We start from the raw sequence: 15,268 nt of genomic DNA, 5'->3' as shown, positions 1-15,268 counted from the left end.
CTCCCGAACCTGCCTGCTGCGGAGTTCCTACTCCGCCGTGAACCACGGGCAGGTGTTGCAGAAGAAGGGGAGTGGAACTCCCCAGCAGAGTGCTTCCGGAGTAGGAACTCCGGAAGAGCAGGTGAAACATCTGGCAATATTTGTACCCAACCTTTAGCCTTCTTGTTTTATGTAGAGGCCCTTTTTAACTAATCCAATTCCCGAGTTCACGTTAACTAGGTAACTGGCAGGACACATTCAACGATCTATGTTGTCCTCCTGAAAGGATCTCGGTGGCGAACGGCAATGGCGTTTAGTTACAGCTTTTCTAGTTCGCCCACAAGATCCTTTCAGGAGGACAGGAGAGAAAAAGATATCGTTCTTTTTGTCCATTTACTTGATTCGTTTCTAGGCTGATTTCCTGAAAACGCCTACAAAACAGAACGCCTCCTTTGAACAAAAGGAGGCGTTCTGTTTTGGATAGAGTATATCACATTAGAGCTTGTTTACATTTGAGGTTTGCAGGCGAAAATGGCTAGAGAAAAACGCTTTCGCAGGTTCTTTCTATGGCCGTTTGCAGCGCAAAGATGAAATGTAAACAAGCTCTTACAGTTACTTCTATAAGAAAGCCGTTTATGGCCTACTTTCCAGAAAGGAGGCCATAAACGGCAATGCCTCTCTAAACTAAGAGAGGCATTGCCGTGTAATAGGTTTACCAGAGAAAGATCTTACGCCTGAACCGCCTGCAAGAGAGACTCAAAGATGAGACGGCCATCTGTGTTATTTAATTCTGCGTCAACGGCCCGTTCTGGGTGCGGCATCATGCCGAATACGTTTTTGTTTTTATTGCTTACCCCGGCAATGTTCAGCAGACTGCCGTTGCAGTTGCAGACCTCGGTTACCTGTCCGTTGGCATCGCAGTAGCGGAACATGATCTGGCCGTTGTCTTCCAATTGTTTCAGCGTATCGGCATCGGCGTGGAAACGGCCTTCACCGTGCGCAATGGGAATCTGGTAGGCTTTGCCGGGCTCCAGCAGGGCGGTTGGCAAGGCATCAGTATTTTCTGGGGTGATGTAGACGTTCTGGCAAATGAACTGCTGGCTGGTATTCCGCAGCAGGGCCCCAGGCAACAGGCCGGCTTCGGTCAAAATCTGAAAGCCATTGCAGATGCCCCACACGTACCCGCCAGAATTGGCGAATTTCACCACTTCCTGCATGATAGGGGAGAACCGGGCAATAGCCCCCGAACGCAAATAGTCACCATAGGAGAAACCTCCGGGCAGCACTATGAAATCACAGTTCTGCAAATCATGGTCTTTGTGCCAAAGCCTTACAACTTCCTTTTGGGTGGTGTGTTGCAACGCATCAATGACATCCTGGTCACAGTTGGACCCTGGGAAAACGACAACTCCAAATTTCATAAGGCAAATATATAGAAAATACGCAGGTTATTAAAGGAACGCCCCACAGAAACCGCAGGCGGTAAGATAGGGAGCGAATGGGACTTTTTTCATAGATTTACCTTTTTCCACTTTAATTACGCAGTATGTTATTATCCATGACCGGGTTTGGGTCTGCCCACCTAGAGACCGAAGGCAATACCATTTCCATTGAGCTGAAGTCCCTTAACTCCAAATCCATGGACTTGAGCCTGCGAATACCGCGCAGTCTGTCTGACAAAGAACTGGAAATCAGGAATATGATAGGCAAAAGCCTGGTGCGCGGCAAGGTGAACCTGACCATTGAGGTGGCTAGAAGCAAGACCAGTTCTTCCCGCAGCAGAATCAACACAGAGCTGTTAAAGATCTACTTCAAAGAATTGGAGGCTGCCGCTATTGCGCTGGGCGCGAAATCCCCAGATTTGTTCCGGCTGGCGTTGCACATGCCCGAGGTACTGCAGACCGAAAGCACCGAAGAAAAAGGCGAAGAAATTTCCTGGGAGCAGGTAGCCCCGGTTTTACAGGAAGCCATTGACAAGTTTAACGTATTTAGGGCAGATGAAGGCAAAGCCCTTAGCAATGAAATTGTATCTTACATAGATCGTATTAGGATTTTGTTAGCTGAGGTAGACAAACATGACCCTAGCCGGGTAGAACACATAAAACAGCGCATACAAGGTCATTTAAGTGAAATAAGCGCCTCAGAGGGCTTTAATCAGAACCGCTTTGAGCAGGAGATGATCTACTATATTGAGAAGCTGGACATTGCCGAAGAAAAAGTGAGACTTGTCAATCATTTGCATTATTTTGCAGAAACTGTCTATCTTCCTGAACCAACTGGTAAGAAATTGGCGTTCATCTCGCAGGAAATAGGCCGCGAGATTAACACCATAGGTTCCAAAGCCAATGATGCCACCATTCAACACCTGGTGGTAGAGATGAAAGAGGAACTGGAGAAGATCAAAGAGCAGCTGAACAATATTTTATAAGGGTTCCGTTTTCAGCCTGTTTCCCTGAAAACCACCCCCAAGCGCAGATGCCAATGGCTCTAAGAGTACTCACTGTTTTTTTTATTTTCGCGCTCACCATTAGCCAAGCCATTAGCCAGACCCGGTCTTGCGGTACCATGGAGCATCTGAAGCATTTGGAGCGGGACAGACCTAATCTGCGTGTTCAGTTACAGCAGCAGGCCAAGGCAGCGGGCATCCGCTCCAAAGAGGCAAACGAGCTAAGGGTTTTGGGGAGTGTCATCACCATTCCGGTGGTGGTGCACGTGGTGTACAATACTGCTGAACAGAATATCTCAGAGGAGCAGATCGCGTCACAGATTACAGTCCTGAACAAAGATTTTCGGCGGCTAAACGCCGATGCCAGCAATACGCCCGCCCTGTTCAAAGACGTAGCCGCTGATACAGAGATAGAGTTCAAACTGGCACAGCGCACCCCAGACGGAGAACCCACCAACGGAATTACCCGCACCCAAACCACCCTTCCTGACTTTACCGTGAACGATGCCATGAAGTACGGCGCCACCGGCGGAAAATCGGCTTGGAATACAAGCCAATACCTGAACATCTGGGTGGTGAAATTCAACAAAGAGGAAGAAGTGCTGGGCTATGGGCAGTTCCCCAATACCGGTGCCCCTTCTTCAGACGGCGTAGTGATTGACTATCGGTACTTCGGGACTACCGGAGTGGCGGAGGCACCTTTTAACCAGGGGCGTACCACCACCCATGAAGTGGGCCATTGGCTTAACCTGTTCCATATCTGGGGCGATGAAGCATGCGGCGATGACTATGTAGCAGATACTCCCCCTCAAGAAGCTGAAAACACGGGTTGCCCTACTTTCCCCAAAGCCAGTTGTACCAATGAGGGTGATATGTTCATGAACTACATGGACTACACCAATGATGAATGCATGAACCTGTTCACCAACGGGCAGAAAAATGTGATGGAACAGGCGCTAACCAGATACCGGCCCGGTATTCTTACCTCGCCAGGTAATACGCCGGTGCAGGTGCCTGACCTGGACGCAGCTTTGATGGAGGTTAGTTCCCCGGCAAATGTTCTTTGTGCTACCTCATTCTCACCATCTATTGTGTTACGTAACCGAGGTGCGCAGACGCTTACTTCGGCCCAGATACAGTACAGGATTGACAATGGCCCCACACAAACGTATAACTGGACTGGTTCTGTTGCCTCTTTTCAAAGCACCACGGTTACTATTCCGGGTCTCACGGCTGCTCCCGGGGCGCATACCATTGCCTTTGCCATTACTTCCAGAAACAACACCGGCTCTGACAGTAATACCGCCAACAACACCATCAATGCTTCTTTCCAGGTACAGGGAACAGCCTTGCCTTTGCAGGAAAGCTTTGAAAACGCTACTTTTCCCTCTGCTGGCTGGGCTATCAACAACCCCAATACAGACCTCACCTGGGAGCGCACGACCAAAGCCGCCAAAACGGGCACTGCCTCAGCGGTCATGCGGAACATTGACTACACGGCCAACGGCCTGGTAGACGAACTTGTCTTGCCGCCCCTGGATCTGACTAGCCGCACTATGCCCAAGCTGTCTTTCCAGGTGGCCTACTCCCTGTTGTCTGAAACCAAGTTTTCTGATACGCTGGAAGTCTGGGTTTCTGCTGACTGCGGAAGCACTTACCAACGCATTTACCAGAAGTTTGACCAGGCATTAACCACCGCCACTCCCTACTTCACCACAGAGGAGTTCATCCCCACCGCTTCCCAATGGCGGCTGGAAACGTTAGATCTGGCAAGCTTTTCCACAGCTAAGACAGTGCTTATCAAGTTTCGGCACGTCACTGACTATGAGAACAACCTCTACCTGGATGATGTAAAAGTAGACGGGAATAATCCACTAGGGGCCGAAGAAGAACAAGCCCAACTGGCTGTAAACGTGTCGCCCAATCCTACCGCGGGGCTTATTTCCATCAGTTCCCCGGAGGCAAGTATCTCCAGCATCCAGGTTTGCACCACAGTAGGGAAGGTGCTTCAGGAAATGACGTCTCCCCGCCACGTGCGGAGCCAGCCGTTGCAACTCTCTCTCCAGCACCACGCCAACGGCCTCTACCTCATCAGAATGCAAACCGACAAGGGCGTAGTAGTCCGCAGAGTAATGCTCATGCAATAGTTTTGTTGTAACGATAGCAAGTATAAGGCCCCTGTAGCTTCATATAATGGAAAGTTATCGGGGCCGCTGCCTTTGGGGGATTATTGTTTGAATTCCTGCGTTTCTGTGCCTTCAAAGAGATTGCTGGAGATGTCATACCAACCAGTATTTACCTGCTTCCATTGGTTTTCTGGCGCAAGCGGACACAGGTGGACGCTTGCGCCAGAAAGTACTCTAATGCCAATATCAAATAATTGAGGCGTGTTAGGCCCGCATCTACTAACCGCTCTTCCGGAGTTCCACTCCGGAAGCAACCTGCCGGGGAGTTCCACTCCGCTTCTTTTGCCCGTGGTTCCCGGCGGAGTGGAACTCCGCCGCAGGCAGGTTCGGGAGTAGAACTCCCGAACAGCAAGGCAATGGTATAACAGTAGCAGAGGCAGTTTTATTTGTATTGCCCCTGTTCCCCTGCAAAGGCGTATTCCCCTCCTCAGATGGGCAGGAGTGGATTTACGTTACCAGATACCAAAACTAGACTTTCAAAGTGACTCCCTGCCTTTTTTGAGCCGTTTTTAGAAAAAGAGGGCAAAAACAGTAAGCCAACAGAAACTACAGAGCTTTAATAAACGCCTGTATCAGGGCGGTGACCTCTCTGAATTTGGTAAGCGGTAACGTGTCTGGTTTATCCTGCGGATGGTGGTATTCTGTGGTGGTGCCGCCTAAGGTATAGAAGAAAAAAGAAGGAACGCCTTTCTCAGAGAAAAAGTAATGGTCTGAATTAGCAGCTTTGCCCCGGCTCTTGACGTGGGGAAGGTAGCCGTGCTGTTGGTTCAATTGCTGTAAAAGCGAGAACTGCCTAGGGAAAACGCTGCCGTTCACCACCATCAGGCCTTCTTCGCCGGTGCTCATCAAGTCCAGGTTCAGCAGGAATTTGATTTTGTTCAGCGGGAAGAGGGGGTGTTCTGTATAAAAGTGGGAGCCCACCAAGCCCGCTTCTTCCCCAGCAAAGGCCATAAAAGCAATGGAATAATCAGGTGCGTTCTGGGGTTGGGCATAATAATGGGCCAGTTCCAGCAGCATAGCGGTGCCACTGGCGTTGTCATGGGCACCGGGAAAATAAAGGTCTTTGCCTTGATGTCCTAAGTGGTCATAATGGGCGGTCACTACCACAAAAGAATCTGGCTTGATGTTGCCGGGCACAAAGCCAATCACGTTTTGGCTTCTGTATTGCAACTCCAGCCGGGCATCTACGGCATAAGACACCTTTTTAGCGTTTTTTGGCCAGGATTTCTCCAGAACTTCCAGCACTGGGAACGGCAATTGCTCTCCGCGGACGGTGCCCATCAGTTTTGGGCCCGCTTGTCGTACCAGTAGGGCAGAAACACTCCTTAATTGCGGCTGAAAAGGCTCTGGCAAGGAAAGCAGTTCCTGGAAGTGCCGCTGGTGAACCACCAATACTTTGTTGCGCAGGTTATTGGTCAGGAATTGCTGGGCCACGTCTACGTCTTGCAGTACCAAGGTGTCAATGTCATACACTTTCCCTTCGCCCGCTCCGGCACCGGTAGCACCGTGGGCAATGAAATCAACGCCGGGAACCAGGGCTTTGCCGTCTATCTCTAACTGAAGACGATTTTCCAGAATGTTGATGGGAAGGGTGAATGGTTGCTTATAGGCGGGCGTGAAAGAACGCAAACCAATAGCCGCGTACTGCTTTTGCAGATAGCTGGCGGCCAGGCTGTCTCCTTTAAAAGCATACCCTCGGCCGTGCAGGGCCGGGGCAGAAAGATCAGTAATGGTCTGGCGTACCCGCGTCATGTCCTGGGCTTTGCCCCCAAGGCACAGCAAGAGAAGAACCAGGGAAAGCCAATGGTACCGCGCCATAGAAACGTTTTTAGCCTACTTTTCTGGAATTAGCCCATAAACGGCGGGAAACCAGAGACCACACCAGCAGACCGATCACGCCGCCAACAGAATTGCTGATGGCATCTACCGGGTCTGCTTGGCGCCCGAAGCCCATGGCACCCTGCAGAACCTCCACCAGAGTCCCAAAGAACACCACCAGCAGAAAGGAGGCCGTCATCAGGCGCTTATTCAACTGAACAGAAGGGTCGCGCTGTAAGCCATAGAGCAGGAGCAGCAACTGTACCCCGAAAAGCACGGCGTGCACCAGAGAATCAAAGGTGAGAAAGTCCCATTTAGGGCCGGGAGGTAACGCCTGGGCGGGCAGTAGCGTCAAGATTAGAATGACTACTGCCCACCCCAGCGCTAGTGCATGGTAAGAGAAGCGCACGCAGGAATAGCTTAAGCGCCTACCAGTTCGCGGTACGCGGCGGCAGAAAGCAGTTCGGCTACTTCGCCTTGGTCAGAAACAGACATCTTGATCATCCAGCCATCGCCGTAAGGATCAGCGTTCACCAACTCGGGGCTGCCGTCCAGTTTCTCATTGATTTCCAAAACCTGGCCCGATAACGGGCTGAACAGGTCAGAAACGGTTTTCACGGCTTCTACCGTGCCAAACACTTCATCTTTCGCCACGTCTTTGTCTAAGGTGTCAATGTCTACATACACAATGTCACCCAGTTCGCGCTGCGCGAAATCTGTGATGCCTACGTACGCTACGTCGCCTTCAATCCGGATCCACTCGTGGTCTTTGGTGTATTTCAGCTCCTCAGGGAAGTTCATAAGTGATAAAGTTAAGTTCGGGTCAAAAATACATTCTTTTTAGCACCTGCCGCAAGTCTAGCGCGTGAAACTGTTTCGGGCCTGTTTAAAATCCGTTTTGGGGCTGTTTTAAAGAAATCAGCCCCAAAACGTTTCCCTAATCCTATTATTACTCAGACAAACTGAACCTGAGTTGGATGCCGCCCTCGGTAACGGTGTTCCGGAAGGCGTTGGCGACCTTGGGTTCGTTGATGTTCTGCGTGAAGTAGAACTGCAGGTTCAGGCGCTGGCTTACCACGTAATCTATGGTAGGCCGTATCTGCACTTGCAAAGCCCCGGCGGTGGTCAGGTTGTTCTGGTACTCGCTACCGTTAGCGTCTACGGCAATGGTGCGCTGAATGGTTTCATTGTCCCGAATGGTGAAGTCCAGCCGCATGGTTAGTTCGTTCTCCAACGTCCGCTTACCGCCCATCTTGAACGGAAGCTTGAAGTTGGTGGCGCTATAGCCAATTCCCACTACCACGTCTTTGATGCCATTCTCGGTTACTTGCGCGTTGGTCATGTTCAGTAAGAGGTTGCGCTGGGTTCTGTACTCCATGCGTCCGGTAATTTGGCCTTTGGTACGGAAGTTAATGCCAATGAGCGGTGACATGCTTTCTGTGATGGACACCTGGCTCACAATGTAGTACGGAATCACGTCTCCGGTTCGTTCATCTGCCAGGTTCGGGAAGCCCGCCGGTTTAAAGCTGTAGTCCAGCGCCGTGCTGAAGTTGGCCACCGTGAAGGTTGACTGGTAGGCGTGGTTCAGGGTGAAGGAGCTGAAATACTGCTGGAAGAACGGCAGGGCCGCCAGGCCGTTGTACACCACGTTCCAGTTAGGCAACGGAATGGCGTCAAAGGGCCCCGATGGTTTGGCTTTGTACCCGTTTACATCTTTGCCCTGGTAGGCGCGCATGAACGAAGGAATCAAGACATCCTGCGAGTTCAATTGGTAAACCCCGGGGCCGCCACTGGCCGCATTCAATCTACTGGCGATGGTGGCGCGGTTCCGGATAAAGTTCTCAAACGCAGCTGAACTACTTCCAGACCTAGACTCAAACATGGTTTGCAACGAGATAAAGGAAACGCGGTAAGAACCGGTGGTGAACGGGTTTTGCCGCTGCACTACCAACGCAGAGTCGCGGCGGTAGTACACCTCATCAATCTCAGATTTGTTCATGACCCCGTCTAACGTAATAATGAAGTTTTTGAATGGTTCAATGGTGGCGCGGGCCGTTAAATTCACCGATTTGAGGGAGCTCAAGGGCGTGTTCAGGTACTGGCTGCTATCGGTGTACCAGTTTTCCCGTTCAGCGCGCGCGTAAAGGTCATGTAACTCAAACTGTTTCCCTAACACGAAGTCCAGACCCGGGGCCCCAAAGCCATCGGCTAAGCCGAAGTTTTGGGTGGTAGGTAGGAAGCCCGGGAGCAAAGTGCCCTCCGTTTGCGCATAAGTGAAGTTGATGGAACGCGCCGACATAAGCGCCCGCAGGATTCCTTTGAGCACTTTATTCTCGCGCTGCTGCGTGGAGTCCAGAACGGCGGTGGTGCCAGTGGTCTGCTGCCGGACACCGGGGTTTGGCGACGCTTCATTGGCGGCTTTCAGGATTTTCACTTTGTTGTACAAGCGCACCAAATCCAGTTTCCCGCTCAGGCTGGTTTCTGTGCTGTTTTCAATGGTATTGCCCAATTGCAGCGTGTCATTTCTGCTGAGAGCCGTGGAGGCTGAAGTCCACGTAAAACCGGCCTGATACCGCGCATCCGCCGAAACCCAGTCGGTCAGCGGGAATTTGTCCAGCGGCAAGCGGTACGTGGCGGCTACCACCTGGTTGAAGTTGGTGTTGCGGCCGAAGCGTCTCAGGTTGTGCCAGATTTCCTCGTTCTTCCAACGCAACGTATCTACCTCTTCGTTGATGCGGCCGTTGGGCTCGTCTATGACTGCCCGGTTGGTGGCGGTATAGTCTAAGGTGAGGCTTTTGGTTAAGTCCCACTTCACGTCATAGATACGGTTAAAGAAGAACGCTTTCTGGAAAGTAGGCAGGAAACCGGCCGTATCTGGTAAGCTGTACGGCGAGGTACGGCCTTGCAGGTACGTCTCATTGTACCGGCGGTCCAGGTCTGCTCTAACAGAGATTCTACTAGGCAAGAGCGAGAAGTTGAATTCCTTCAGCCACCGCAGGTACGGCGACTGGAAGGCTTTCACCTGGGCAAAGGGGGTGTAGCTCTTAGGCGCGTTGTTGTAGTTGTAAGCGATGCCGCCATTATAGGTTTTAGAGAAGTTGCGGTCGGTAGAGATGTCGGTGTGCAGCACCTCGGTATAGGCATAGGAGAATGAGAGGTTTTCTATGTCATAGAGGCGGCTCTTCGCCTCTGGATTGGTTTTCTCTTTCCGGACGTTCAATAGGTTGATGCTCTTGGTAGTCGTTTGGCTAACGACTTCCTTGCGGTATCTTTCCTTTTCTGTACCTTCTTCAAACTTCTCTAAGGAGAGGTCTAGTTCAGTGTCACGGTCTAGGGGGTCATAGCGTGGTTCGCTTATGGTGGTTCCGTACTGCACAGACAAAGGGATTACTAACCCTAAGTTGGAAGGAAGCAGTTTCTCTGCGGCTACGTTAGCGGTAATGTCAAACTGACCCGTGGTTTCCCGTGCTCTCTGGGCCGCCCGCTGCTGAATGCCGCCAAAGCCTACGGTGGTATAAGAACCGGTAGCCGTCAGGTTCGCAAAGTCGGCCAGTTTCACGTTGGCGCGGGCGGTGGCTGCCCAACCGGCGGTGCGGTCAAAGTCAGATACGCGCAACTCATTCACCCAAAGCGTAACCGAATGGGCCGCTTTGTCTGGCGTGGCCGGGTTTTCCAGACCAATCATGAGGCTTTGCACATCACTGAAATCTGGGTTACCCACTACTCTGAACACTTTTCCGTCTTCGCGGGATTCGGTGAACACTTGATTCAAGGGGAAGCCGGCCTGGTTTCGCCTTGATTTCAACCGGACAAACTCATCAAACGCCACGTCTATGAAGTTTTGCTCGTTCCAGATCTGGTACGGGTCACGGCTGCCCTGCGGTGTCATTTTCAGCGGAATGGAGAACTCATAGTAGTTCTGCGTAAAGTCAGTACCAATTCTGATGAACGCGTTTACTTCATTGTCCTGGGTTCCGCTGGGGCTCTGGGCGTGCACGTACATTTTCAGGCGCTTGTAGATAAGCATGTCCTGGGTTACGTTCTTGTACACCGCCTTGCTGAAAGAGTCTCTCAGGTTTTCCACGTTCAACTGCAAAGACTGCTCATTCTGGCGGCGGTTGTTGGCCGAGGAGTAATCGCGCTGGCGTTCTACCCCCGGTGGCACCACGTACGGAATAGTACCGGGGTCTACCTCGCCGTTTTCCTCAATACTTACTGAAGAGACACTAAATGCTGAGGCATCAGAATCACAGTCGCCCACGCAGGGAGCGCCGTTAGAGAGAATGGAATTGTACGTACGCCACTGGTTGGACACAAACTGCATCTGCACCATCCGCAAGACCACCGGCTGGGCAAACTGGGTCATGTACATCCGCATGAACCGGATGGACTTAAAGCCCTGCATGTTGTTCACATTGCCAGTAGGCTTTCTTACCGGAATTCGGAACTGGTACCATCTTACTCTATTGCCACCGTTATCTGTGGAATCAACTTTGTCTACAATGTAGTTGTTGCCTACTTCCAGACGGTTGGGCCGCAGGTCAATACTGTATTCATAGTACTGCTCGGTGTCACTGATGACGTTGTCTTTGTTCAGGTCTTCTTTGTCTGGGAAGGCGTTTGAAGAAAGATTGCTGTTGACCGGTGAGTTGCCTTCCATGCCGTTGAAGTTTTTGTAACGACCCAACACCCCCACATTGGCAGCGTCATACGACCCGTCTAAGTGGTGCCGGAAATTATCGGCCGATGGATCTTCCATGGTGCTGTAGATGCCCTGGAAGAAAGCGCGTTCGTCATTGTCATTCAAACCTTCTAACCCTATGTCCTGGTATTGGCGGGAGCCGGGTTCGCTGTCAAAGGCATCGGTCAGGAACTGGTTGCGGGTCACGCGGCCATAAGGCGTTTGCTCGGTGTTCTGGAGGTTGCCGTCTGTTGGCAAGCCGTTCTCAAACTCGTACCGCTGGTCTTTCAGAAGGTCTTCTGAGATGTTCCCTAAGTTGAAGACCAGTTTACCGTTTTCGTCCTGGCTGTTCTGGGCATCGTCTAAACCTGTGATAATGCTCCGGCCCCGGTCACCTTTAATGAAGGGATCCAGCATCCAGAACTCTAGGTACTCAATGTTGGCATTGTCAAAGTTGTTGTCAAAGGAGATCTCCCGGCTGATACCGGCATAGTTAGTACGGGGGTCAATGTTGGGAGTGAAGAAACGGCCATCAGGTTGAACGTTGGGGGTATAGTTGTACTGGCCACGTTCTCTGGGGTAATACGCCAGGTCAAAGGTGTACTCAAATGAGTTATTGGTCTCAGGGTCACGATTAGGAAAAATCTCGCGCCGCTGCACGCCCCGTACATAATGGTTCTCCAGTTCTTCCTTGGAAATGTTGTTGGGGCGCAGCCCGTTGGAGGTGTAGTAAATCTGGTCAATGGTGTACCAGGCCAACTTGGCGCGGTTATAGGCATAGGCCAGCCCAGTGGCACCGTTCACCAACGTGGCCGGAGTGGCCGACAAACGCCAGGCATTGGTATTGAAGCCTCCTAAAGAATAAGGCGTCTTGGCGTTTTCAAAGTCATCTATGTAAGAAACCCCGTCTTCGCCCTCAAAGGCTGTTTTCTGAGGCACCAACTGGGCTATCTCGGCTCCTAAGGTAATGGAAGAAGGCTCCTTGGTTTCTAAGAACGGCAGTTTATCTGTAAGCGTGGTGAGCAAGCGGGAATCACGGCGGTAATTGATGTCAAACCCGTAGATGGTGTTGTTGCTGGGCTCATCGCCAATGTTCACGCGCTGAATGAACGGGCGTTCTCCCTGGTGCAGCACCGTGGCCCCAAGAATCAGGTCATTGTCAACCCTATAATCAAAGCGGGCACCCAGAAGCGTTCTGGGTTGAACACTCAGAATGTCAGCTTTCTCAAAAGTGACACGCAAATTGCTGGCACTGTTCAGGTAGCTGGGGTTGAGGATTTTCACCCGGCCCAAATCATAGAACACCTGGTAATCCTGGCCTTCTACCAGGCGCGTTCCGCCGGAATACACGGCCACCGATCCTTCAGCAATCCTGATACCGGGTAGCGTGATTTCATCTGTACTGGAGGCTTGGTAACGGCCCTGAATGAAGAACTTGTTTTTCTGGGCAAACTGCTGGGCATCGGTCTGGATGGAGTCATACAGTTCCTGGAAAACGTATTTGTTGATATATTGGTCTTCCTGGCCCGGCGTGAAACGGGAGCGGAGGTAAGACCCGAACGGCTCTACCTGCGGGAAGAAGATGCGGCCAGATTCTGGGTCAATGGTGATACCAGATAAAAAGTCAAAGTTACCATCGCGGGGCGGGTCATTGTTGGTGTTCACGTTGTCCAGGTTGAACACCTGGATCAGCGGAATACCTTTCAAGCTGGATTCATCCTGTAAACTGGTCAGGTCTCCGCCGGTGGCATCGTCTTTATAGGCAATGTTCAACTGGAAGTTCTGCCGCTCAATCTGGTTGGCGTTGAGGGCGTAGACGTTTTTCATCATCAAATCCCAGGTAGGCGTGTTCAGCCCGGGATTGGTGCCGCGCAGCAACTTCAGGAAAATCACCTGGTCTTCCGGCACGTTCTGGTAATCTTCCTGTAACTCGCCTACTTTATAGGTACGGCCATTCAAGGTGTACTCAAACGCTACCCCCAACACCTGTTCTGGCAGCAAGGTGGTATTTAGGGAAATATAACCCAATTGCGGGTTGAATTTATACTCATTCTGGTCTAGGCGCCGCGCCCGTACGTGTTCAAAGTCAACGGTTTTCTGCAAACCGAATCCTTCCAGAAAATTGTCTATCTGCGTATTGCTGCGGTTGCCTAGTCTGCCGTAGAGATTGTTCTGGTTGTTACCAGCACCCGAGGTAGTAGGTAAATTGTTGCTGAAGGGTGCTCTGAAAGGATTCGGCTCGCCCAAATCCATCAAAGCCACCACGTTTCTCAGGTTTTGGGTGGCCCGGTTGTCATTAGTGATGTAGACTTCAATACGTCTGATGACAATGCCGGAATTCACCAAAGGCAGACTACGGAGGGCCTGATCATAGCGGTTCCGGAAGAACTGGGCCAGGAAGAAGTGGCGGTCGCGGTCGTAGTCATCGGCACGTAACTCAAAGCGGCGGTTTTGGGCTCCGTTCTGGATATCTACTGCATCAATGCTCCCGCGTTGGTTGGCGGCAATGGCTGTCACCGATAGTTTTCCTAGCTGTAACTGCGCTTTTAACCCGAAGAGGTTCTGCCCACCCGAGATAAGGGAGTTGTTGAGCGGCAAGCTTACGTTACCGGCTTCTATTTTCTGGATGATTTCCTCAGGATAGCCCGTATACTCCAACTTGAGGTTATTCTCAAAGTCGAAGTTGGCTTTGGTGTCCCAGTTGGCCGTGATGCGCATTTTCTCGCCAATGCGGCCGTCAATGTTTAGGGCAATGCTCTGGTCGAACTCAAAATCCCCGATGCTCTGCTGACGCAACGGAATAGCCGGGTTTTCGTTTTTGTTGAAGAGCGCCCCAAACTTTAGCGTAGCCAACCCGTTAGGCCGTATATCTACGGTGTTTCCGCCAAACAAGCGGTCAAACGTACGGCCCCCTATGTCAATGGTAGGAACCAAACGGCGGCTGGGCGCGGCCGGATTCTGCTCGTCCAAACTCGCCGATTTGGCGCGCCAGTAGTCTTTGATGGCTCTCTGCTGTTGGTACCTGGAATATTCCTCAAAGGTCATGGTGCTGGGATCGCGGTAATCATACCCGCCAATCTGCTCTGTGATCTGGTACCGCTTTAAACTGTCATCGGGCACAACGTTGAGCTGCACGTTTTTAGGCAGCGGCAACAAAAGCGGCGACAACGTGGTTCTGTTGGAAAAAGGGTCTCCCCGGCGGTCATCAAAAATAAGTTTTGGACGCCGGGAAGGAATGTAACCCTGGTTTTTTACTGTGTCTTGTACTACTTCTTCATCTTCTCCTTCAGACAACGTCCTGAGTGAGGTACTCACTCCTTTCATGGACAAACTCATAGGCTCGGCCTGAGATAGCCAAGCCATCAACGACACCAACCCTACCGCGGCTGCAAGAATGTGAGGCTTCTTTTTATAAAACACAAATAATGGGGAAGTTACTTAGGAAGACTTCAAGGCAAACTTAATCATTTCTTCAACGGTTAAGGTAGAACCTTCCCGTTTAATGATCGTATCCAGGGTTTTTTCGGCGACATTCTTGGCGAAGCCTAAGGTTACCAGTGCTGATAACGCCTCCTCGCGGGCGGTATTGTGCGCCCCAAATGAGACATTTACCGCATCTGCGCCGGTGCCTAGCCCTTTCCGGAATTTATCGCGCAGTTCCAGAATAATCCGCTGGGCGGTTTTGGCCCCAATGCCTTTCACCTGCTGGATGGTGCGCACATCTTCCCGCACAATGGCCTGCTGCACTTCCTGCACGGTTAAAGAGGAAAGAATCATAAGCCCGGTGTTAGGCCCCACGCCCGAAATGGAAATCAGATGCAGAAACGCGCTTTTCTCGGCCAGGGTGGCAAAACCATACAGCGTGTGCGCATCTTCCTTGATGTGCTGGTGCGTGTACAGACGGCAGCGCTCGCCCTCCGGCAATTGTCCAAAGGTGTTGAGTGAAATACGAAGCTCGTAGCCCACGCCTCCCACGTCAATAATGACAAAAGTTGGATCTTTCTGGGCCAGGCGACCGTCTAGGTATGCAATCATAAAATGGTAAGTGAAATCAGCTTACAAAGATATCCTGTTTTTAGGACGTTTTTTAGAAAACGACCTAAAAACAGGATATGAATTTTAGAGGATAGCCCATAAAGTTGCCTTCGGCGGAAATAT

8 protein-coding genes are annotated in these 15,268 nt (G+C 51.3%); 2 read left to right on the top strand and 6 right to left on the bottom strand.

Annotation, left to right across the window (positions count from 1 at the left end; genetic code table 11):
* Positions 1 to 707 precede the first annotated feature (707 nt).
* Positions 708 to 1,400, bottom strand: a complete 693-nt coding sequence (gene purQ / locus HHO50_RS04350; RefSeq protein WP_181304766.1) for a phosphoribosylformylglycinamidine synthase subunit PurQ — start codon at positions 1,398 to 1,400, stop codon at positions 708 to 710.
* A gap of 125 nt (positions 1,401 to 1,525) precedes the next feature.
* Between purQ and HHO50_RS04345 the strand changes: the two genes are divergently transcribed.
* Positions 1,526 to 2,407 carry a YicC/YloC family endoribonuclease gene (locus HHO50_RS04345; RefSeq protein WP_181304765.1) on the top strand — a complete coding sequence of 294 codons (882 nt, stop codon included), beginning with the start codon at positions 1,526 to 1,528 and terminating at the stop codon, positions 2,405 to 2,407.
* 53 nt (positions 2,408 to 2,460) lie between these two features.
* Positions 2,461 to 4,572, top strand: a complete 2,112-nt coding sequence (locus HHO50_RS04340) for a T9SS-dependent choice-of-anchor J family protein (RefSeq protein WP_181304764.1) — start codon at positions 2,461 to 2,463, stop codon at positions 4,570 to 4,572.
* A gap of 585 nt (positions 4,573 to 5,157) precedes the next feature.
* Here HHO50_RS04340 and HHO50_RS04335 read toward each other — a convergent pair.
* The 5 genes from HHO50_RS04335 to ruvA form a co-directional block, all read right to left on the bottom strand.
* Positions 5,158 to 6,429, bottom strand: a complete 1,272-nt coding sequence (locus tag HHO50_RS04335) for a M28 family metallopeptidase (protein WP_181304763.1) — start codon at positions 6,427 to 6,429, stop codon at positions 5,158 to 5,160.
* 10 nt (positions 6,430 to 6,439) lie between these two features.
* Complete coding sequence (locus HHO50_RS04330; RefSeq protein WP_181304762.1) at positions 6,440 to 6,838, bottom strand: VanZ family protein; 399 nt, start codon at positions 6,836 to 6,838, stop codon at positions 6,440 to 6,442.
* A gap of 11 nt (positions 6,839 to 6,849) precedes the next feature.
* Positions 6,850 to 7,230: a glycine cleavage system protein GcvH gene (gcvH, locus tag HHO50_RS04325; protein WP_181304761.1), complete on the bottom strand. Its 381-nt coding sequence runs from the start codon at positions 7,228 to 7,230 to the stop codon at positions 6,850 to 6,852.
* A 148-nt stretch (positions 7,231 to 7,378) separates the two neighbouring features.
* Positions 7,379 to 14,404, bottom strand: coding sequence for a cell surface protein SprA (gene sprA, locus HHO50_RS04320; RefSeq protein ID WP_255478587.1), 7,026 nt, complete (start codon positions 14,402 to 14,404; stop codon positions 7,379 to 7,381).
* 144 nt (positions 14,405 to 14,548) lie between these two features.
* Positions 14,549 to 15,145, bottom strand: coding sequence for a Holliday junction branch migration protein RuvA (gene ruvA / locus HHO50_RS04315; RefSeq protein ID WP_181304759.1), 597 nt, complete (start codon positions 15,143 to 15,145; stop codon positions 14,549 to 14,551).
* Positions 15,146 to 15,268: the final 123 nt, after the last annotated feature.

Origin of the sequence: Rufibacter sp. XAAS-G3-1 (genome assembly GCF_013623775.1) — a bacterium.
Lineage (GTDB): Bacteria > Bacteroidota > Bacteroidia > Cytophagales > Hymenobacteraceae > Nibribacter.
The sequence above is the reverse complement of the archived record's forward strand: the minus strand, read 5'-3'. Positions and strand labels throughout refer to the sequence as shown.

What these genes read in the sequence shown, in the direction of transcription:
- gcvH (WP_181304761.1), bottom strand. Translation starts at nt 7,230, where the DNA reads ATGAACTTCCCTGAGGAGCTGAAATACACCAAAGACCACGAGTGGATC.
- HHO50_RS04340 (WP_181304764.1), top strand. Translation starts at nt 2,461, where the DNA reads ATGGCTCTAAGAGTACTCACTGTTTTTTTTATTTTCGCGCTCACCATT.
- purQ (WP_181304766.1), bottom strand. Translation starts at nt 1,400, where the DNA reads ATGAAATTTGGAGTTGTCGTTTTCCCAGGGTCCAACTGTGACCAGGAT.
- HHO50_RS04335 (WP_181304763.1), bottom strand. Translation starts at nt 6,429, where the DNA reads ATGGCGCGGTACCATTGGCTTTCCCTGGTTCTTCTCTTGCTGTGCCTT.
- HHO50_RS04345 (WP_181304765.1), top strand. Translation starts at nt 1,526, where the DNA reads ATGTTATTATCCATGACCGGGTTTGGGTCTGCCCACCTAGAGACCGAA.
- ruvA (WP_181304759.1), bottom strand. Translation starts at nt 15,145, where the DNA reads ATGATTGCATACCTAGACGGTCGCCTGGCCCAGAAAGATCCAACTTTT.